This window comes from Amycolatopsis pretoriensis (assembly GCF_900107925.1).
GTDB lineage: Bacteria > Actinomycetota > Actinomycetes > Mycobacteriales > Pseudonocardiaceae > Amycolatopsis > Amycolatopsis pretoriensis.
This window is the reverse complement of sequence record NZ_FNUJ01000001.1, coordinates 603,247-624,058: the sequence shown is the minus strand read 5'-3', so window position 1 is coordinate 624,058 and position 20,812 is coordinate 603,247. Positions and strand designations below refer to the sequence as shown.

At 72.2% G+C, this 20,812-nt stretch carries 16 protein-coding genes; 5 read left to right on the top strand and 11 right to left on the bottom strand.

What is annotated here, in order from left to right; all coding sequences use genetic code 11:
• The first annotated feature begins 48 nt into the window (after window positions 1-48).
• Together BLV96_RS03035 and BLV96_RS03030 are read left to right on the top strand one after the other, a co-directional pair.
• Complete coding sequence (locus BLV96_RS03035) at window positions 49-510, top strand: HNH endonuclease (RefSeq protein ID WP_086680845.1); 462 nt, start codon at window positions 49-51, stop codon at window positions 508-510.
• Window positions 511-625: 115 nt separating this feature from the next.
• Entirely contained in the window at window positions 626-1,984 is a 1,359-nt protein-coding gene (locus BLV96_RS03030; protein ID WP_086680844.1) for a protein kinase domain-containing protein, read from the top strand.
• Between the two features lie 4 nt (window positions 1,985-1,988).
• Here BLV96_RS03030 and BLV96_RS03025 read toward each other — a convergent pair whose 3' ends face one another.
• From BLV96_RS03025 to BLV96_RS02990, 8 genes are read right to left on the bottom strand one after another with little or no spacing between them, the layout of a single operon-like run.
• A complete protein-coding gene (locus BLV96_RS03025; protein WP_425266167.1) occupies window positions 1,989-3,824 on the bottom strand; it encodes a glycoside hydrolase family 5 protein in 1,836 nt (611 codons plus the stop codon).
• 58 nt (window positions 3,825-3,882) lie between these two features.
• The gene (locus tag BLV96_RS03020; RefSeq protein WP_091388714.1) at window positions 3,883-5,709 is read right to left on the bottom strand and encodes a sialidase family protein; all 1,827 of its coding nucleotides are present in this window, start codon (window positions 5,707-5,709) and stop codon (window positions 3,883-3,885) included.
• A 2-nt stretch (window positions 5,710-5,711) separates the two neighbouring features.
• A complete protein-coding gene (locus BLV96_RS03015) occupies window positions 5,712-7,673 on the bottom strand; it encodes a beta-galactosidase (protein ID WP_086680838.1) in 1,962 nt (653 codons plus the stop codon).
• Window positions 7,673-8,596, bottom strand: coding sequence for a dihydrodipicolinate synthase family protein (locus BLV96_RS03010; protein ID WP_086680836.1), 924 nt, complete (start codon window positions 8,594-8,596; stop codon window positions 7,673-7,675). The genes BLV96_RS03015 and BLV96_RS03010 overlap by 1 nt, the downstream gene beginning before the upstream one ends.
• Window positions 8,596-9,540: an oligopeptide/dipeptide ABC transporter ATP-binding protein gene (locus tag BLV96_RS03005; RefSeq protein ID WP_086680834.1), complete on the bottom strand. Its 945-nt coding sequence runs from the start codon at window positions 9,538-9,540 to the stop codon at window positions 8,596-8,598. Before BLV96_RS03005 ends, BLV96_RS03010 begins: the two co-directional genes overlap by 1 nt.
• Window positions 9,537-11,441, bottom strand: a complete 1,905-nt coding sequence (locus BLV96_RS03000; protein ID WP_086680832.1) for a dipeptide/oligopeptide/nickel ABC transporter permease/ATP-binding protein — start codon at window positions 11,439-11,441, stop codon at window positions 9,537-9,539. Before BLV96_RS03000 ends, BLV96_RS03005 begins: the two co-directional genes overlap by 4 nt.
• Window positions 11,438-12,397 (bottom strand): ABC transporter permease, encoded by a 960-nt coding sequence (locus BLV96_RS02995; RefSeq protein WP_086680830.1) that lies wholly within the window; start codon window positions 12,395-12,397, stop codon window positions 11,438-11,440. Before BLV96_RS02995 ends, BLV96_RS03000 begins: the two co-directional genes overlap by 4 nt.
• A gap of 13 nt (window positions 12,398-12,410) precedes the next feature.
• Window positions 12,411-14,009 carry an ABC transporter substrate-binding protein gene (locus BLV96_RS02990; RefSeq protein WP_086680829.1) on the bottom strand — a complete coding sequence of 533 codons (1,599 nt, stop codon included), beginning with the start codon at window positions 14,007-14,009 and terminating at the stop codon, window positions 12,411-12,413.
• Between the two features lie 142 nt (window positions 14,010-14,151).
• On the opposite strand from BLV96_RS02990, the gene BLV96_RS02985 reads away from it, so the two are divergent.
• From BLV96_RS02985 to BLV96_RS02975, 3 genes are all read left to right on the top strand, one after another.
• On the top strand, window positions 14,152-14,892 hold the full coding sequence (locus BLV96_RS02985; protein WP_086680824.1) for a FadR/GntR family transcriptional regulator: 741 nt from the start codon (window positions 14,152-14,154) through the stop codon (window positions 14,890-14,892).
• A gap of 98 nt (window positions 14,893-14,990) precedes the next feature.
• Window positions 14,991-17,111: a hypothetical protein gene (locus BLV96_RS02980; RefSeq protein WP_208608120.1), complete on the top strand. Its 2,121-nt coding sequence runs from the start codon at window positions 14,991-14,993 to the stop codon at window positions 17,109-17,111.
• Window positions 17,112-17,125: 14 nt separating this feature from the next.
• The gene (locus BLV96_RS02975; protein WP_244180019.1) at window positions 17,126-18,262 is read left to right on the top strand and encodes a S53 family peptidase; all 1,137 of its coding nucleotides are present in this window, start codon (window positions 17,126-17,128) and stop codon (window positions 18,260-18,262) included.
• 43 nt (window positions 18,263-18,305) lie between these two features.
• On the opposite strand, the gene BLV96_RS02970 is transcribed toward BLV96_RS02975, so the two are convergent.
• The 3 genes from BLV96_RS02970 to BLV96_RS02960 are packed head-to-tail and all read right to left on the bottom strand — an operon-like array spanning window position 18,306 to window position 20,567.
• Window positions 18,306-18,950, bottom strand: a complete 645-nt coding sequence (locus tag BLV96_RS02970; RefSeq protein ID WP_086680820.1) for a response regulator transcription factor — start codon at window positions 18,948-18,950, stop codon at window positions 18,306-18,308.
• 2 nt (window positions 18,951-18,952) lie between these two features.
• Window positions 18,953-19,348, bottom strand: coding sequence for a hypothetical protein (locus BLV96_RS02965; protein ID WP_086680819.1), 396 nt, complete (start codon window positions 19,346-19,348; stop codon window positions 18,953-18,955).
• A 10-nt stretch (window positions 19,349-19,358) separates the two neighbouring features.
• On the bottom strand, window positions 19,359-20,567 hold the full coding sequence (locus BLV96_RS02960) for a cytochrome P450 (protein ID WP_143050912.1): 1,209 nt from the start codon (window positions 20,565-20,567) through the stop codon (window positions 19,359-19,361).
• Window positions 20,568-20,812 lie beyond the last annotated feature (245 nt).

Genomic DNA, 20,812 nt, shown 5'->3' with positions numbered 1-20,812 from the left:
ACCTCTTTCCCCTCGGCGACGATTTCGCCGAGAGGAAAGAGGTGCGTTGTGAAGGTGCTCGTCTTGAACGCCGGCTACGAGCCGCTGCAGACGGTTTCGGTGCCGCACGCCATCCGGATGCTGGTGCGGCACGTCGCCGAGATCCACGAGGCCGAGGACGGTCTCGCCTACGGGCTGTTCCCGCGCCCGAAGATCGTGCGGTTGCTGCGGTACGTCGTGATGAAGTGGCGATATACGCAGCCGCCCCGCTGGTCCCGCAGAGGCGTGCTGACGCGCGACGGCCACCGCTGCGCGTACTGCGGCGGCCGCGCGACGACGATCGACCACGTGACGCCGCTGAGCCGCGGCGGCGAGCGGACGTCGTGGCTGAACACGGTGGCGGCGTGCGGCGGGGCGTCCCGCAGCTGCAACGCGCGCAAGGCGGACAAGCTGCCGGCCGAGGCGGGGATGAAGCTGCGGTTCACGCCGTACGTCCCGACGTGGGACCAGCTGCACGCCCTGACCGCGTGACGGCGCGGCCTGCCCCCGGCAGGCCGCGCCCGTCGGCGGGGCGGGCCGCCCGTCGCTAAGCTCGAACCGATCGTTCCCCGCATCCGTGTGTTCCGGGGAAGGCCGGGAGGTCGTCGTGACCGACGAAGGACAGCTGATCGCCGGGCGGTACCGCCTTGCGGCGCGGGTCGGCCAGGGCGCGATGGGCGTCGTCTGGCGGGCGCGGGACGAGCGGCTCGACCGCGTCGTCGCCGTCAAGCAGCTCGGCTACGACCCCGCCATCGGGCAGGCCGCCGGGGAGCAGGCCGCCCAGCGCGCCCTCCGCGAGGCCCGGCTGACCGCGCGGCTGCGGCACCCGCACGCCGTCACCGTGCACGACGTCGTCGAGGACGGCGGCGAGCCCTACCTCGTCATGGAGTACCTGCCCTCGCGCAGCCTCGCCGACGTCCTGCTCGACCGCGACCGCCTGCCCGCCGACGAGGTCGCGCGGATCGGTGTGCAGGTCTCCTCCGCGCTGGCCGCCGCGCACGCCGAAGGCATCGTGCACCGGGACGTCACGCCCGCCAACGTCCTGCTCGCCGACGGCGACGTCGCCAAGATCGCCGACTTCGGCATCTCCCGCGCCACCGGCGAAGGCACCGTGACCGGCGGCGGCTTCATCGCGGGCACCCCCGCCTACCTGTCCCCCGAAGTCGCCGGCGGCGGCGAAGCCGGCTTCCCGGCCGACGTGTTCTCCCTCGGCGCGACGCTCTACCGCGCCCTCGAAGGCCGGCCGCCGTTCGGCAACGACGACAACCCGATCGTCCTCCTGCTCCGCGTCGCCCGCGAAGAGCCGACCCCGCCGCGGCACAGCGGCCCGCTCGCCGAGGTCCTCGGCCGGCTCTTGCGGCGCGACCCCGCTCAGCGCCCGGCGATGGCGGAGGTCCAGGAGCTGTTCCAAGCCGTCACCGACGGCCGCCCGCTACCGCCACCGCGCCCGCGGCCCCGCACCGAGACCCGGCTGCTGCGCGTCCGCCGTCCTCGCCGCCGGGTCGTACTGGCCGCCGCGGGCGGAGCCGTCCTGCTGGCCGCCGGCGTGCTGATCGGGACGGCGCTCGTCCCGGACGCGACGCCGATCGCCGCCCCGGCGACGACCTCGGCGACCCCGCCACCGACGACCACCACCAGCAGCAGTCCGCCGCCGGACCTGGGCTGCGCCGCCAACTACCAGGTGACGAACTCCTGGCCCGGCGGCTACCAGGTCGAGGTGACGGTGCGCAACGACCGCACCGGCGGCCTGTCCGGCTGGAGCGTCCGCTGGTCCCTGCCCGGTGGCCACCACATCACCGGCCTGTGGAACGGCAACTTCACCGTCGAGGGCACCACCGTCACGGTCGACAACGCGGCCTGGAACGCGAAACTCGACGCGGGCGGCGCGACGACGTTCGGCTTCATCGCCCTCACCGGCAGCGGCAACGCCACGAGCCGCCCGGAGCTGACCTGCCGGACGGTCTAGGACTCTAGGACCGGCAGAGCAGCGCGTCCGGCGTCCGGTTCGACCCGATCCGGCCGGTGTAGGCGACGCCGGCGACGTACTCCCCCGGCGCGCACTGGCCCTTGTAGTTCCCCGACGCGAAGTCGCCGCCGGGGTCGCCGGACGGCCGGTTGTCGCCGCGGTCGAACCACACCGTGCGGCCGGTGCGGCCCAGCGGCGTCGCGGACCGGCCGCACAGCACGGCGGAGAAGGCCGCGCCCTGCACGCTGTACCCGACGACCGCGTGGTCGGGCGGGCACTGCGTCTTCGTGTACCCGGACGCCCAGTCGGTGTCGACGTAGGTCTCGTCGCGGACCACGACGTACCCGGCCGGGGCGGCGAGCGTCCCGGTGCACAGGCCGCGGTTGCCGGTGTGGGCCAGGCCGGCGAGCCGCTGGCCGTCCGGGCAGACGCCCTTGCGGGCGCCGGAGTTCCAGTCCGGCAGCGCCCGGACCTGGCGTGACTCCTGGAAGTCGCCGTAGTCGAGGTTCAGCATCGACCAGTGCACCACGCCGTCCGGGATCTGCCCGGTGCGGGACGGCGCGGAGATCAGCCGCTGCCACGCCGGGCCGCGCCAGTCCGTGCCGTCGAGGACGTCGATGCGGCGGCCCGCGGAGTCGTATTCGAGCAGCGCCCAGCCGTCGCCGGAGCCGCCCGTCTGGAAGCCGACCGCGGGCCAGTAGGCGAAGTCGGTGTCGGTCTCGGCGAGGTGGTTCACGAAGTTCTCGAAGAACGCGCGCGACGCCGGGTCGGTGGTGTTGCGGCCTTCGCCGAACTCGCTGATCCACAGCGGCGCGGTGTAGTGCTTGCCGGTGTCGGCCGAGACGAAGAACGCCTGCCGGTACAGGGTGTCCCGCAGTTCCTGGGGTGAGAGGTCGCGGTAACGCGGGTCGTGCGTCTCGCCGATGCCGGTCGCGCCCGAGTGGTTCGGCCCGGTGTAGCCGTAGAAGTGCGCCGAATAGACGAGCTTGCCCGAGTCCACGAGCGTGTGCGACAGCGTCCGGGCGGGTTCGAGCGTCGGGCGTCCGTGCGCGAAGCCGTCGATCGGCAGCCCGGTCCAGTTGATGCCCTCGACGAAGATGAGCAGGTCGCGGTTCGCCTCCGTGAGGATGCGGTCGGCGACCTGCTGGCTCGCGCGCTGCCAGTCGGTGCCGTTGCCCCAGCCCCAGTTGGGGTCGTCGAACGCGTTCCGGCGGACTTCGTTGTACAGGTCGGCGCCGACGACGCGCTTGTTCGCGGCGTAGCGGCGGGCCATGAACAGCCAGTCGTCCTGCCACTGCTGTTCGGTCTGCGCGGTGTTCCAGCGCTCGTTGCCGTCGAGCCCGCAGCACCAGCGCGAGGTCGTGGTGTGGTTGTTGAGGATGACGGCGAACCCGCGCGCGGTCAGCCGGTCGACGACGCGGTCGTAGACCTGCAGCGGGGTCAGGCCGTGCAGGTCCGGGTTGGCGGGCAGGTCCGGCACCGGCCGGGTGTCGTGCAGCATCGCGTTGGAGAACTGCAGCCGGACGCTGTTCAGGCCGAGCTGGGCGAGCCCGTCGATGACCGTGTCGATCGACGCGCGGTCCAGCCCGAGCGGCGTCTGGTAGGCGATCTCGCCGGCGTGGTGGTTCGCCGGGTCGTTCACGTCACCGGAGCCGGTCCACGTGCCGCTCGCGCCGTGCCAGTTGGCGGCCTTCAGCTTGAAGCGGTCACCGTGCGCGTCGACGATGTACCGGCCGCGGGTGCTGAGCGGCCCGGTCCAGGAGGGCGGATCCGCCGCGGCGACGGTCACGGGGACCGCCAGGCCGGTGGCGACGAGCAGGACGGTGAGCAGCGCACCCAAGATCCTCACGGAGGAAGTGAACCAATTCCGAGCCCGCCGGATAAGGGCCATAAGGAGGTCAGCCGTGGAGGCGGTCGAACGGGAGCCGCAGGACCTGGCCGGCCGGGGCCGGCGCGTTCCGCACGCGGATCGCGTCGAGTTCCGACGTCGTCAAGGCCCGGCGGTAGAAGCGGACCTCGTCGAACGAGCCGTTCCAGCGGAACTGGTTGTCCAGCCGCTGCCCCAGCTGCAGCTGGAACGACACGGTCTGGCTGACCGACCCGGCGGCCGCGGCGCCGGACGCGACCTGGACGCCGTCGACCCACAGCAGCAGCTGCCCGCCGGTGCGTTCCAGGGCCACGTGGTGCCACGCCTGGTCGTCGTACGCCTGCGCCGACGTGATCGACGCGCTCCCGGCGGCGGTGGTCATCATCGCGATGAGCCGGTGGTTGGCCGGCTCGCCGCGCAACCACAGCTGCGGTGCCGTCGTGCCCATTCCGCCGAGCCAGAACAGCACCTGGTTGCCCTTCGTGGCGCCGTACCGGAACCACCCCGTCCACGTGAGGTCGCCGTCGCCCGGGGGCTGCGCCGGGTCGTACGGCACGCGGACGTAGTCGTCGACGCCGTCCAGCGTCACCGCGCCGCCGAACCGGCCGGGGGTCACCGAAGCACCGCCGAGGACCCGCGCGTCCGCGTGCCCGGAAACGTCCGGTGTGGACGGTCCCGCGGAGTTGTGCCGGCCCAGGTAGGATTCGTCGAAGCGTGCGAAGCGGATCTCGTCCCGCGCGTCGACCGCGCCACCTTCGTACATCAGCCCGATCTTCGAGCCGCTGATCCGCACCAGATCCGAGTAGCCCGACCAGTCCGTCGTGATCTGCGTGCCCTGTTCGGCGTTCTCCCACGTCCGGCCGTTGTCGTAGGACGAGCGGATCATCATCCAGCGCCGCCGGTCGGTGTCCGACGGCGAGGAGAACAGCAGCCGGTCGCCCACCCGCAGGATCGACCCCTGCACCATCGGCGTCACCAGGTCGGGGATGGTGGTGAAGGACCTGGTGAACGTCTCGCCACCGTCGCGGCTGATCGCGGAGTCGCGGTTGCCGATGTCGGTGCCGCCCTGCTCGCGGCCGCCGGCGTAGATCGAGCCGTCCGGCAGCTCGGCCACCGTCACTTCGGACGGCTTCTGCGTGTACGTCCCGCCGACCGGGTGCGGGTACGAGTTCACCGCGCCGACGTGCCAGCTGCGGCCGCCGTCGTCGCTGTACACGAGCCCGGCGTGGTTCTCGATCGAGTGCGTGCCGTCGCTGGTCTCCGCGTTGACGCCGAACACGAGCCGTCCCGCGTGGCGGCCGCGGGTCAGCTGGATGCCGTGCACCGGCCCGGACGCGTACCAGGAGTCCCAGTCGGGCAGTTTCGCCTGCGCGCTGATGTCGACCGGGGTGGACCAGGTGCGGCCGTCGTCGTCGCTGTACTGCGAATGCGGCGTGCGCGGGCACGGGACGTCGCACGCCTTGTCGTCGGCCCGCCCCTTGTTGTACGTCGTGATCAGCACGATCCGGCCGGTGCGGCGGTCCACCATGGGCACCGGGTTGCCGTGCGTGTCCCCGCCGCCGCGGTTGACCACCTGCAGCGGCGACCACGTCCGGCCGCCGTCGGTGGAGCGCTTGAGCACCAGATCGATGTCGCCGGTGTCGCCGCAGTTGTCGACGCGGCCCTCGGCGAACGCCAGCAGCGTGCCGTGGGCGGACTCCACGATCGCCGGGATCCGGAAGCAGCTGTACCCGGGATCCTGCGCAGCTTTGAACAGGACTTGCTGGTCGAGCTGCGGCTCGGCCTGCGCCGGGCTCACCGCCAGGAGCGTGCTCGACACCAAGGCCACCAGCGCGGCCCATCTCCCCAGTGTTCTCATTCTCATCCCTTCAGGACGGCGACACCCCGCGGGGCGAGCCGCACCTCGCGCACCGGCCGCGACGGGTCGGTCAGCAGGTCCGGCGCTGCTTGCGGCAGGTCGACGGTGACCGGCTCGGTGCCGTGGTTGAGCAGGATCAGGTAAGCGCTTTCCCCGCCGTGCCGGACGACGGCCTGGACACCGGGCGGGGTGGCCAGGACCGGCGTCACCCCGGCTTCGGCGGTGATGCGGCCGAACAGCGGCGCGAGGTCGGGCCGGGTGCCGAGGTACCAGGCGACGCCGTCGCCGAACGCGTGCCGCGTGATCGCCGGACGGCCGGTCAGCTCCCCGGAAGCGAACGACGCGACGGCTTCCGCGCCCTCGGGTTCGATCCACTCGGCCCAGATCGTCCCGGAACCCGTTGTCCCATCTACGAAAATCACGCCGACAGAGTCATCGAGAGGCCAGAACTCGTCGACCCGCAGGCCGAGGATGTCCCGCAGGGGCGCGGGGTGGCCGCCGAGGTAGGCGCGGTCGCAGGCGTCGACGATGCCGGAGAAGTACGACACCACGAGGTGCCCGCCGCCCGCGACGTAGGCGCGCAGGTTGTCGGCGGTGGACGGTTCGAGCAGGTACAGGTTCGGGACGACGACCAGCTTGTACGACGTGAGATCCCGCGAAGGGTGGACGACGTCGCAGGTGACGTTGGCGTCGAACAGCGGCGCGTAGTGCGCCAGCTGCGTCTCCAGGTACTCCAGCCGGGCCGGGTGCGAGTCGAGTTCGAGGCCCCACCAGCTCGGCCAGTCGTGCAGCAGGGCGACGTCGGCCCGCACGCGCATCCCGGCGAGTTCGGGTACCCGGGCCAGTTCCCGCCCCAGCGCGGCGGTCTCGCGGAACGTCCGGGTGTCGCGGCCGCCGTGCGGGACCATCGCCGAGTGGAACTTCTCGGCGCCGCCGCTGGTCTGGCGCCACTGGAAGAACAGCACGGCGTCGGCGCCCTGGGCGATGGCCTGCCAGCTGCCGAGCCGCATGGCACCCGGGGGCTTGGGACTGTTGCGCGGCCGCCAGTTCACCGCGCTGGGCGCCTGTTCGAGCAGCATCCACGGCTGGTCCTTCGTGGACCGGACCAGGTCGTAGGCGAACGCGGCCTCGACGTGGGCACGCGGGTCGTAGGGGTCGGGGTAGGAGTCGAGGCTGACGACGTCCTCGTGCGGTGTCCACCGGTGCCAGTCGAGGGCTTTCTGGACCAGGCCGACGAAGTTGGTCGTGATCGGGACATCCGGCGTGACGCGGCGCAGCACCCGCTCTTCGGTCAGGAAGCACCCGAGTGCGGCGTCGGAGGAGAACCGGTGGAAGTCCAGCTGCTGCGCGGGATTGGGGAACGTCGGGGCCACCCGCGGCGGCAGGATCTCGTCCCAGGTGGAGTACCGCTGGGCCCAGAAGGTGGTCGTCCACGCCGCGTTGAGCTCCTCGATCGTGCCGTACCGCTCCTGCAGCCAGACGCGGAAGTCCGAAGCGGACTCGTCGCAGTAGCAGGCCCGGACGTGGCAGCCGAACTCGTTGCCGACGTGCCACATCGCCAGCGCCGGGTGGCCGGCGTACCGCGTCGCCAGCTCCGTGACGAGCCGGGCCGCGTGCGCGAGGTAGACCGGGCTGGACGGGCAGAACTGCTGCCGCGCCCCGGGTGAGAGCCGGACGCCGTCGGCGCGCACCGGCAGGATCTCCGGGTGCGCGTGCGTCAGCCACGGCGGCGGCGACGCGGTCATCGTCGCCAGGCAGACGCCGATCCCGGCGCCGGCGAGGCCGTCCATGACGTCGTCGAACCAGCCGAAGTCCCATTCCCCCGGCCGCGGCTCGACGCCCGCCCACGAGTAGATCCCCGCGGTCACCATCGTGACGCCCGCCTCGGCCATCAGCTTGAGGTCTTCCCGGCGGACCTCTTCGGGCCAGTGCTCGGGGTTGTAGTCGGCGCCGTAGCGGAGCATCAGAGCAGCCCCGCTTCGGCGAGTTTCTCCTTGATCCGCAGCAGTTCTTCGTCGTCCAGCGGAAGCTGCGGCGGCGCCATGACAGCGTTGTCGATGAAGCCGCGCATCTTCATCGCGGCCTTGAAGGCGCCGAGCCCGGCCGAGCCGCGGCCCATCCGGCTCGGCGGCGCCACGGCCGTGATCGAGAACAGCTTCAGCAGGCGTTCCTGCTCGCGGCGCGCCGCGGCGAGGTTGCCGGACTTGAAGTGGTCGTGGATGAGCACGTACCCGACCGGGTCGACGTTGCCGAGACCCGGGACCGCGCCGTCGGCGCCCATCGCCAGCGCCGCGTCCACGACGAGTTCGGAGCCGGTGAACACCGCGAAGGAGTCGAGGCCGCGCTCCCGCTTGCCGAGCAGGACGGCGCGGAAGGACGCCTCGTCGCCGCTGGAGTCCTTGAGCCCGGCGAGGACGCCGTCGGCGGCCAGGTCGAGCACCATCGCCCCGTCGAGCTTCGTGTGCACCGCGACCGGGATGTCGTAGGCGACGATCGGCAGCGCCGTGCGTTCGTGCAGCAGCCGGAAGTGCCGGTCGACCTCGGCGACGTGCGTGCGCGTGTAGTACGGCGCGGTGACGACGACGGCGTCGGCCCCGGCGGCCTCGGCGGCCTTGATGTGCTCGGCGACCCGCAGGGTCGTCATGTCGATACAGCCGACGAGTACCGGGACGCGGCCGGCGACCTGGTCGACCGTCGTTTCGACGACGACGCGGCGCTGGGCGTCGGGCAGGAAGGCGACCTCACTGGAGGAGCCGAGGACGAAGACGCCGTGCACGCCGGCGTCGAGCTGGAACTCGACGTGGCGCCGCAGCGAGTCGGTGTCCACGCCGAAGTCGTCGGTCAACGGCGTGCACAGCGGCGGGACGATTCCGGCGAACTTCGGCATCAGGCGCTCACTTCGGTAGGGATCTCGGGGTGGATGCAGCGGTAGGTGTGCCCGCCCTCGGCCGCGGCGAGGGGTGGCAGCTCGGCCGCGCACTCGGCGGTGGCCTTGGGGCAGCGGGTGCGGAACGGGCAGCCGCTCGGCGGGTTGGTCGCCGAGGGCACCGGGCCGGTCAGCACGATGGGCTCGACCGGGTGCAGCAGACTCGGCGTCGCGGAGAACAACGCCCGCGTGTAGGGGTGGCGGGCCTCGGCTCCGACCGGCGCCTCCTCGACGATCCGGCCCAGGTACATCGTGACGATCCGATCGCTCATCTTCGACACCGTCTGGATGTCGTGGGAGACGAACACCATCGCCAGTTCGAGCTGTTCGCGCAGGTCGAGCAGCAGGTTGAGGATCTGGGCGCGGACCGAGACGTCGAGGGCCGACGTCGGCTCGTCGGCGACCAGCAACGCGGGCCGCAGGGCCAGCGCCCGGGCGATGGCGACGCGCTGGCGCTGACCGCCCGAGAGCTGGCCCGGCACGGCGTCGGCGACGCTCGTCGGCAGCCCGACCAGGGACATCAGCTCCCGGACGCGGTCGTCGCGCTCGGCGGGCGTCCCGACTTTGTGCACGTCCAGGGGGTCGCGGATGATCTTGGCGACGGCGAGCCGCCGGTTCAGCGCCGTCGACGGGTCCTGGAAGACCATGCCGACCTCGCGTCCGGAGCCCCCGTCCAGGGGCTCGCCGCGGAAGCGCACGGTTCCCGCGGTCGGCCGCTGCAGGCCGACGATCACCTTGGCCAGCGTCGACTTGCCGCAGCCGGACTCGCCGACGACGCCGATCGTCTCGCCCGGGTTCACCACGAGGTGGGCGTCGGTCAGGGCGTACACGTGCTGGTGGCCGAGCAGGCCGCGGCCGCGGATCTTGTGGACGACGTGGACGCCGTCGACCTCGAGGAGGTTCACGCCGTCGCCTCCTTCTCGCGCGCGATGTCGACCGCCGGGAAGTGGCAGGCGACCAGGTGGTCGACCGGCTCGCCGAACCGGACCGGCGTTTCTTCGTGGCACTTGGCGCGGGCGGCCGGGCAGCGGTCGGCGAACCGGCAGCCGGCCGGGAACTCGGCCGGGGCCGGGACGACGCCCTTGATCTGCGTCAAGCGGGCCTCGTTCTCCTCCAGCGACAGCACGGCGCTGAGCAGGCCGCGCGTGTAGTGGTGGCGGGGCGACCCGACGACTTCGGCGGTGGTGCCGAGCTCGGCGACCTGGCCGCCGTACATGACGACGACGCGGTCGGCGATCTCGGACACCAGCGCGAGGTCGTGCGAGACGAGGACGAGCGCGAAACCCAGTTCTTCCTGCAGCCGCAGCAGAAGCGCCATGATCTGCGCCTGCACGGTGACGTCGAGCGCGGTGGTCGGCTCGTCGGCGACGATCAGCTTCGGGTCCCGTGAGAGCGCCATCGCGATCAGCACGCGCTGGCGCTGGCCGCCGGACAGCTCGTGCGGGTACGCCCGCAGCGTCCGCTCGGGGTCCAGGTTGACCAGTTCCAGGAGCTCGACCGGGGTGCGGGTGCCGCCGCGGCGGGTGAACTGCTTCAGCTGGGCGCGGATCGTCATCGCCGGGTTGAGCGAGCTCAACGCGTCCTGGTAGATCATCGCGATGTCGTGACCGAGGTGGCAACGGCGTTCGCCGGGCCGCAGGGCCAGCAGGTCCCGCTGGGCGAACCGGATCTGCCCGGACACCTGTGCGCCCGCCGGCTGCAGGCCGAGGATCGACAGCGCGGTGAGCGTCTTGCCGCAGCCGGACTCGCCGATCAGGCCGAGGACCTCACCGGCGCGGACGCTGAACGACACGCCGTCGACGACGTCGACCCCCTCGTGCCGGCCGGGAAACGCGATCCGGAGCCGGTCGACTTCGAGGACCGGCTCCCGGTGGTCCAGAGACCGGGCGGTGCGGGCGAGCCGCTCCCCCGCCTCCCGCAGCCCGGCGATCGGCAGGACGGGCGCGGTGTCGGCGTCGTCGCGAGCCTCGACGGCCTTCGCGACTTCGGCGGCCTTGACCGCGCGGGCCGACGGCGCCGCCCAGGCGTCGGAGATCCGCTCGGAGAGGATGTTCAGCGCCAGGACCGTGACCAGGATCAGCAGGCCGGGGAACAGCGTCGCCCACCAGCCGCCGGTCAGCACGAGGTCCTTGCCGTCGGCGAGCACCGAGCCCCACGACGGGTCCGGCGGCTGGATGCCGGCGCCGATGAACGACAGGGACGCCTCGAAGACGATCGCGTCGGCCACCGTGACCGTGCAGTAGACGAGCACCGGCGCGGCGCAGTTGATGGCGACGTGCCGGGTCAGCACGAAGAACCGCTTCGCTCCGATGACCCGCTCCGCGGCGACGTAGTCCTCGCCGTACTGGGCCAGGACGTTCGCCCGGATCACCCGGGCCACCGGGGGCGTGTTGAGGAAGCCGATGGCCAGGATCAGCACGAGGATGCCGTGGCCGAAGACCGCGACGAGGACCGCGGCCAGCGCGATGCCGGGGAATGCCATGATGACGTCCAGCACGCGCATGACCACGGCGTCCACCCGGCGGTGCGAGGTCGCCGCGAACGCCCCGATCACCGCCCCCGACACGAGCGCGAGCGCCACCGCCCCCAGGCCGATGGCGAGCGACCAGCGCGTGCCGGCGACGAGCCGGGAGAAGATGTCCCGGCCCGACGTGTCCGTGCCGAACCAGTGCGACCCGCTGGGGCCGCCGGTGTCGGTGCTCAGCGCGTCCGGGTTGTGCGTCGCGACGAGCGTGCCGAGCACGGCGACCAGGAGCAGCACGCCGAGGATCGCGAGCGCGGGCCAAGCCGCGCGCAGGCGGTTCACGCGTGGCTCCGCAGGCGCGGGTTCGCGATCAGGTACAGGACGTCGACGATCAGGTTGACCAGCACGAACCCGATCGCGATCGTGATCACGAAGCCCTGCACCTTGGCCGTGTCGCCGTCGGTGACGGCCTGGATCATGTTCTGCCCCATCCCCGGCAGCGCGAACATCGTCTCGATGACGACCGCGCCGCCCAGCAGGTAGCCGACCCGCAGGCCGAGCACGGTCAGCGGCGTGACGAGCGCGTTGCGCAGCACGTTGCGCCCGACGACGACCACCGGCGGCAGCCCGCCGCCGCGCGCGGTGCGGACGTAGTCCTTGTCCAGCTCTTCGACCATCGACGTCCGGATCACCCGGGTCAGCTGGGCGGCCACCGGCAGCGCGAGGGAGACCGCGGGCAGCGTCAGCGAGTTCAGCCAGCCGCCGAAGGAGTCGGCCGGGCTGACGTACCCGCTGGTCGGGAACAGCCCCTGCCCGACCGCCAGCCACTGGACCAGCAGCAGCGCCACCCAGAACGCCGGCGCGGCGACCCCGGCCAGGGTGACCACGCGGATCAGCTTGTCCGGCCAGCGGTCGCGGAACAGCGCCGACGTCACGCCGAGCACCAGCGCCGTCACCAGTGCGATGACCAGGCCGAGCAGGGTCAGCTGGACGGTCAGCGGCAACGCGGTCGCGATGGTCTCGCCGACCGGCTGCTTGGTGATGACGCTGGTGCCGAAGTCACCTTGGACCAGGTGCCAGACGAAGTGGACGTACTGCAGCGGCAGCGGGTCCAGCAGCCCGTTCTCGAGCCGGAACTGCTGGAGCTGCTCGGCGGTGGCGTTCGCGCCGTCGAACGCGGCCAGCGCCGGGTCGACCGGCGCGAACCGCATCACGATGAACACGAACAGGATCACGCCGAGCAGCAGCGGGATCAGGGCGAGGATGCGGCTGAGCAGCATCCGCACGACGACGGCCACGGGTGTTCTCCTCCTAGGCCGGCTTGGCCTGGTTCAGGTAGATGCCCGGGTAGCCCTGGGCGTGCACGCCGGTGATCGCCTTCGGGTCCCACGCCGTGCCGAGCTGGGTGAACACCACCGGGTAGATCACGGCCTGCTCGGAGATCCGGTCCAGCAGCTGCTTGTTGAGCGCGGTCCGCTTGGCCTCGTCGGTCTCGGCCGCGGCCTGGTCCTGCAGGGTGAGCAGCGACTGGGCGTCGGCGCCGGTGAAGCGGGCGTACTTGCTGGTGAGGATGGACTTGGCGTCGTAGTAGTACCGGATCATCAGGTCGGGGTCGTTGCCGAACTGCAGCGGGTTGTTGGTCGTCGCGACGACCTGGAAGTCCGTGCCCGCGTCCAGCTTCGAGAACAGCGCCTTGGTGTCCTGGGAGTCCAAAGTGGTCTGGACGCCGATCGCGTCCCAGCCCTCCTTGATCACCTTGACGCAGTCGGCGACCAGCGAGGTGTTCGTCGTGGACAGCGTGACCTTGAGGCCGCTCACGCCGGCCTGCTGCAGCAGCTGCTTGGCCTTCTCCGGGTTGTAGACGAAGTCCTGGGAGGCGGGCTGCGACGACGGGAGCTTCGGGTTGATGAACGACGTCCCCGGCGAGCCGGCACCCTTCAGCCCGATGTCGATCATCTTCTGCTTGTCGATGGCGTAGTGCAGTGCCTGGCGCACGAGGTTCTTGTCGAACGGCGCGTGCGCGGTGTTGAAGAGCAGGAAGAGGTTGTTGCCGCCGTCGGCGAACTCGACCGTGCGGCCGGCCTTGCGCAGCTGGTCGGCGTTGGCGGCCGGGATGTTCTCGGCGATCTGCGCGTCCGGCTTGGCACCGGAGATCGCGGCGACGCGCGGGGCGGCGTCCACGATGGACTTCCAGAGCATCTTGTCGTAGGCGGCCGGGCGCGGGCCGTTGTAGCCGGCGAACTTCTCGAAGCTGGTGTGGGAAAGCGGCGCCTGCTCGACGACCTTGTAGGGGCCGGAACCGACGACCTTGCCGCCCTTGGCGTCGTCCCACTTGCCGTCGTAGACGTGCTTCGGGACGATCTTGCAGCACTGGATCCGCTGCAGCGCGTAGGGGAAAGGGAACTTGAGGACGAACTCGACCGCGCGGTCGCCGGTCTTGCGGACTTCCTGCAGCCAGTGCGAGAAGAAGCTGTGGATCAGCACGTTCTCCTTCTCGTCGAGCGCGCGGGCGTAGGTGAAGACGACGTCGTCGGCGGTGACGGGCTGCCCGTCGTGCCACTGGGCGCCGTCGCGCAGCTCGAACTTCAGGCTCGTCCCGCTGACGTCCGCGGGCAGCGCTTTCGCCAGGCCGGGGAAGGGCGCGCGGGTGATCGGGTCACCCTCCACGAGGGACTCGTAGCAGTGCAGGATCGCGGCCATCGAGAACGCGGACGCGGTCTGCAGCGGGTCCCACGTCTGGTTGTTGCCGTAGCCGATGACGGCGGTCAGCGAGCCCGCCGAGCTGCCGGTCTTGTTGGTGGACGCCGGCCCGCCGCACGCGGCGAGCACGGTCGGGAACGCCAAAGCCGCCCCGGCGAAGGTGGTGTAGCGCAGCAACTGGCGGCGGCTGAGCGACGGGCTCTGGGACATCGCTGTCTCCTGCGGGCCTCGAACGGTAGGACATGGGACGTCCTATGACCGGCGTGAGCCTAGGATGGGTTCGCGTGCTGGTCAACCCTTCTGGACGTATGACGTAGGATGTCCTCTCACGACGCACCCGGGGAGGACAGCAGTGGCCCGTCCGCAGCGCAGCGAAGAGATCACCAAGCGCATCATCGACCTGATCGTCGAGCGGGAGCTCCCGCCCGGGGCACCCATGCCCACCGAGCTCAGCCTGATGGAGGACATCGGCGTCAGCCGCAACTCGATCCGCGAGGCGATCAAGGCCCTGCAGGCCCTCGGCATCGTCGAGATCCGCCACGGCTACGGCACGTTCGTCGGCTCCGCCGGCTCGGAGTCGCTGCAGACGTGGCTGCTGTTCCGCACCCGCGCCCGCGGCGCCACCGACGTCGGGCGGCTGCGCGACCTCCTGGAGGTGCGGGAGATGCTCGAGACCGAGCTGACCCGCCGCGTCGCCACCGACCACCGGCCCGGCCTCGTCGAGGAGCTGCAGGCCTGCGTCACGCGGATGAAGCGCAAAGGCCCCGACGCCGCGGAGGCCGACCGCGAGTTCCACGACCTCATCTGCGCCGAGGCCGGGTTCGACCTCGCCCGCGAGCTGACCGGGTTGTTCTGGGACGTCTACCGGATCGCCGAAAGCGAGCTGGGCGGGCCCGCGTCGTCCCCGACGGCCACGGCGAAGCGGCACCAGGCCATCGTCGACGCGCTCCTGCTGCGTGACGCCGACGCCGCGGCCGAAGCCGTGCACCGGCACTTCGACGAGGTCCGCAAGCGCGCGAAAGCCGGTCCGTACGGCGGTTTCGGCGTCGCCCGGCCGGTTCCCGCCGCGCACTCGGAGACTGTGCGTCGTTGAGCCGATCGAGGTAACTTCGCGAAGATCGAGAACCGGGCTCAACGGGTTCGGCGTCTGGCTCGTCGGTAGTGGTGATCAACCACCACACGGAGGTGCCAGTGCGAAGAACTTTGTCCGTCCTGGGGGTCGTGCTCGCCGGGCTCGGGGGCATCGCTCCCCCGCCGGCCGGCGCCGCGGTGCCCACGACGTCCGCCACCTTGATCACCGGCGAAACCGTCAGCGTCCGGACCACCGCCGACGGCCGGTCCCTGTTCGACATCCGGCCCGCCGCGGAGAAGGGCATGGCGCGGACGCTGGTGCACCTGCGGCTCGGCGACCGCGACTACGAGGTCCCCGGCACCGCCCTGCCCTACCTCGGGCGCGGGCTGGACCTGAGCCTGTTCGACGTCGGCGCGCTGCTGGCCGGCGCGCCGCTGCCCGCCGACCCGGCGACGTTCGGGCCCGCGCTGGCGAAGCAGTTCAAAGAGGACAACGCGCGCGGGCACTTCGGCGGGCAAGGGCTCTTCGCCGGCGGCGCCCGCTTCGCGCTGCCGGGCGCGCGCCCGGCCGTCCAGCCGCGTTCGGTGATGCGCACGGTGTCGCTCGACGCCGACGACATCGCGGGCAAGCCGGCCGACACCGGTGTCGCGTTCCTCTACAACACCGACGACGGGAACCTCCTCGACCCGAACGAGAGCGTCAACTACTTCTCGGGCGGCACGGCGAAGTTCAGCGCCCCAGAAGGGAACTACAGCGCGCTCGGCCTGTTCTGGACGGCCGACGCCGACGGCAACCCGACGGAGGTGCGCTTCAGCGCGCAGCCCGAGTTCGCGGTCAAGGCGGACAAGACCGTCCGCGTCGACGCGTCCCGCGCGTCGAGCAAGCTGACCTGGGTGACGCCGCGGCCGGCGTTGCTCGACGACACCGGGTTCCTGTTCCGCCGCGCGGCCAAGACGGGCCCGGCGCTGGTCGTCGACTTCGACGCCGGGCCCGGCGTGCCGGTCGCGGTGTCGCCGACGGCCGTCCCGGTCAAGACGGGCGCGCTGCAGACGTACCCGTACAGCAGGCTGGTGTCCCCACCGGGGCCGGGCACGCCGTACGAATACGTGCTGCAGAAGGCGAGCACCGGCACGATTCCGCAGCAGCGGTACGTCATCACGGCGAAGGACGTCACCGCGGTCGACTCCACCTACTTCAGCGAGTACTCGTCGCTGGGGTTGCGCCAGCGCAGCGGGATGTTCTCGTTCGAGGACTCCGGCGGCCGGGTGTCGCACCCGATCCAGCTGCCGCGCCGGCAGGTCGAGTACGTGTCGGCGGCGCCGGACCTGCGCTGGTTCGGCGGGTTCTCGAAGTACGTGCTGCCCGGTCCGTTCCCGGGCTGGGCCGGGGGCCAGTACGAGCCGTTCCACGCCTACCGGGGCGGTACCTCGGTCACCGAGGACTGGAACAGGTTCCCGCTGCACCCGGCGGGCGAGGTCGCGCTGCTGCCGCTGGACGACGGCACCGTTCCGGTGGCGCCGGCCGCGACGAGGGCCGGGGACCTGCTGCGGCTGTCGCTCACGCCGTTCAGCGACAACCAGCCCGGACACACCGGGCTGGGCTTCTACGGCGAGGCCCGGGACACCATCACCGGGCACTACGCGCTGACCCAGGACGGCGCCACGATCGCCGAGGGCTCCCCGCAGAACGGGGTCACCGAACTCGCGCTGGAGCAGCCGGTGGCGGCCGGGCCGTCGACGCTGGGGCTGACGGTCGACGCCGGGCGCACCGGCCCGATGTACCGCCAGAGCACCGCGACCCACACCGAATGGACGTGGAAGTCCCAGCACGTCGAGGGCGCGGAGCTGCCGCCGGCGCTGGTCTGCCTGCGCCTGCGGGGCGGAGTCGACCGCTCGTGCGCGGTCGAGCCGATGCTGACCCTCGGGTACGCCGTCGGCGGCCTGCGTCCGGACGGCTCCACGGTGTCCGGGCCGCAGAGCCTCGACCTGACGGTCGGGCACCTACAGCTGAGCACGGCTTCGCCGGTCACGGCGGCGACCGTGCAGTATTCGGACGACGGCACGACCTGGCACGACGCGGCGGTCACCGCCCGCGGCGACGGGGTCTTCCACGCGGACTTCTCCGCGGTCACGGAGACCTTCCGCGGCACGGACGTCTCGCTGCGCGTGACGGCGTCCGACGCGGCCGGGGCGACCGTGGCCGAGACGATCACCGCCGCCTACCACGTCTACGTGGCCTGAACGGAGAGTCCACTGTGTACAGAACACTGATCGGCGTGCTGAGCGCCGCCCTGGTCGTCGCGTTCGCTCCGGCCGCGACCGCGTCCCCGGCACCGCGCGCGGCGTGTCCCGAGCGGCCCGGGGTGGCGCGCTGCCTCACCACGTACACCCCGGGTGCGGTGCGTGCCTTGGCCGACGGCCCGGCCGGCTGGGGTGCCGACGACCTGGCGTCGGCCTACCGGCTGCCGTCCGACGCGGGGCCGGACACCGTCGTCGGCATCTCGATCGCCTACGACGCGCCGAACCTGGAGGCGGACCTCGCGGCCTACCGGGCGCAGTACGGCCTGCCGCCGTGCACGACGGCGAACGGCTGCTTCCGCAAGGTCAACCAGCAGGGTCTTGCCGCCCCGCTGCCCGAGGCGGACTTCGGCTGGGCGATGGAGTCCACTTTGGACGTCTCGATGGTGTCGGCGGCGTGCCCGTCGTGCCGGCTGCTCGTCGTCGAAGGGAACTCACCGGGCTTCGCCGACCTGGCGGAAACGGAGGACACGGCGGTCCGCTCGGGCGCGACGGTGGTGTCGAACAGCTACGGCGCCCGGGAAAGCGGCGCGTCGCTGGCGCTCGCGAGCCACTACCGGCACCCGGGCGTGACGGTCGTGGCGTCCTCGGGTGACGCGGGCTTCACGGCGGCGAGCTACCCGGCGGTCCTGGCGACGACCATCGCGGTCGGCGGGACGTCGCTGGCGCGCGACCCGTCGTCGGCGCGCGGGTGGACGGAATCGGCGTGGTTGTACGGCGGCAGCGGCTGCTCGGCGTACATCGCGAAGCCGTCGTGGCAGAAGGACACCCACTGCGGCAAGCGAACGGTCGCGGACGTCGCCGCGGCGGCCGAGGACATCGCGATCCACTACGCGGATGCGGGCGGCTGGCTCCCGGCGAACGGCACGAGCGCGTCGGCGCCGTTCATCGCGGGGCTGATCGCCCGGTCGGGACACGTCCCGGCGCCGTCGGACGTGTATGCGAAGGCGTCGTCGTTCACCGACATCACGGCGGGTAGCAACGACCCGGCGGGTGCCGGCAAGAAGTGCGGCGGCGACTACCTGTGCGTCGCGGGCCCGGGCTACGACGCCCCGACGGGAGTGGGCGTCCCGAACAGCCTGTCCGGCTTCTGACCCGGTCGTGAGTGGTGATTCGGGTCAGAACCCGAATTACCACTCACGACCCCGGGCGGCACAGGCCTCGTTCGTAGGCCAGCAAGCCGGCTTCGGTCCGGTGCGCGCACCCCAGCTTCCGCACCACCTGGTCCACCACGGTCCGCACGACCGGCTCCGGCAGCTCGAGCCGCGTCGCGATCTCGGCGTTCGTCAGCGCCGAGCCGATGCCGATCAGCACTTCCCGCTCCCGCGCCGACAGCCGGTCGACGCCCGCGAGCCGCTCGTCGCGCGGGCCCGACAGCCGGGTCGCCGCCGAGACCAGCCGGCGGGAGGCGTCCGGCGACAGCACCACATGCCCGTCGGCGGCCAGGCGGACCACCTTGATCAGCTCGTTGCGCCGGGCCGAGCGCAGCACGTACCCCGAGGCGCCGTCGCGCAGGGCCCGCAGGATCCCCGCGTCGGAGTCGAACGTCACCAGTGCCAGCACCGCCGGGCGGCGGAACACCGGCCCCAGCGAGCCCAGCCGCAGGTCCAGCAGCACCACGTCGGGCAGCCGGCGGCGCAACGTCGTCCGGGCCGCGGGCGCGTCCGGGACGGAGCCGATCAGCTCGATGCCGTCCGCCTCGTCCAGCAGGGCACCCAGCCGGGATCGCACCGCCGGGTCGCGTTCGGCCACCAGGACCCGGACGGGTGGCGGGGGCAGCACCGTCAGTCCTGGTCCTTGGGCCGCAGGCGGATCAGCGGCAGGTCGGTGCGCGACGCGCCCACCAGGTCACGCCCGCCCGGGCCGCGCAGCCGCAGCTCGCGGAACCGCACCGAAGACAGCTGCGCCGCTTCGATCGGGTACACGTCGCCGTAGCGCTTGATCTTGTCGACCAGTTCCTTGCCGAGCAGCTCCACCAGCCCGGCGTGCCGCGTCGAGCCGCCGCCGAGGGGCACGTCGAGCTGCTTGCGGACCTCGGGGAACCGCTGGTCGAGCTCGACCGCCAGCTGGTGGATGGTCACGTAGGCCGGGCCGAACTCCGGCGCGTCCGGGCCCGGCGGGATCTCCTTCAGCACCTTGATGAGCTTGTCGTCCATCCCGAGCCTGTCCCACAGCGTCACCGCCGCAGGTCTACCAGAGGACCGGCACGCGGTCCACTCCCCCGGTGACCCGGTTCGTCCGCACTTCCAGCTCGTCGACGGGCACCGCGAGCCGCAGCCCGGGGAACCGGCGGAACAGCGAGCCGAACACGACGCGCAGTTCCGTGCGGGCGAGGCTCGCGCCGATGCAGAACCAGCCGCCGTAGGCGAACGACACGTGCGAATTCGGCTTGCGCCCGGCGTCGAACTCGCCGGCGTCCGGGAACACGGCCGGGTCCCGGTTCGCGGCGGCCAGCGCGAGGACGACCGCGTCGCCGCGGGCGACCCGCACGCCGCCGAGCTCGACGTCGTCGTGGGCGTACCGGAGGACACCGAGCCCGCCCGGCGCGGACAGCCGCAGGATCTCCTCGACCACACCGTGGACCTGCCCGTCGGGGTCGGCGACGACGGCGTCGCGCCGCGCGAGGTCGGTCAGCAGGTAGAGCACGCCGAGGTCGATCCGGTTCGACGTCGTTTCGTGGCCGGCGAAGAGCAGGCCGGCGGCGAGCCGGGCGAGGTCGTCGTCGGTGAAGGCGGGGTCGTCGGCCTGGGCCCGGACCATGTCCGAGACGACGTCCTGGCCGGGGTCGCGCCGCTTGGCCGTCGCGAGCCGGCCCATGTAGGCGGCGAACTCGTCGAGGGCGGCTTCGGCGCCGGAGCCGATGTCCATCCGGCCCACCCGCTCGGACAGGACGCGGAAGGTCTCGCGGTCTTCGTAGGGGACGCCGAGCAGCTCGCAGATCACGAGCACGGGCAGCGGGAAGGAGAGGTGTTCGTGCAGGTCGACGGGCTCGTCGCCGTGCCGGGCGCGGTCCATCGCGGCGAAGCAGCCGTCGGCCAGCTCCTGGACGTGGCCGGCGAGCCGCCGGATCCGGTTGGCGGAGAAGGCGGGCACGAGCATCCGCCGCATCCGCGCGTGTTCGACGTGCTCGGTTTCGTGGTCCCCCTGCGGCCGGCTGAGGATGGCGGCGTCCGACAGCGCCGACGCCTCTTCGGGCGCGGGGTGCGAGCGCCCGAAGCGCGAGTCGGTGAAGACGGCGCGGACCTCGTCGAACCCGGTGACGAGCCAGGCCGGGTCCCCGGTGGGCGTGGTCACCGCCACGACGGGCCCCTGCCGGCGCAGCACGTCGAAGAGCGGAGCGATCTCCAGGACGTTCGGCCGCTCGAAAGGCAGGCGCGGGGTGTCCGTGGTCGCGGTCATCGGGTCTCCTCCCGGGTGCGCGGCCGGTCGGCGCGGACACGGGCGGCCCGGTCACCGGCCGCTCCCCCCGGTCCCCCCGCGATCCACGGTACTCAGAAAGCCCGCGTGGGGCGGGGAACCCGCGATTCGCCGCCCTTTCGGGTCAACCCGCCGACTGCGCAGGACGGCGGAGCGGCCCGCCGCGCGACTTCGCCGGAACTGTCGGTGCCCTCCGCTAGCGTGGATACCGGGGGCCGGAGGCGCGC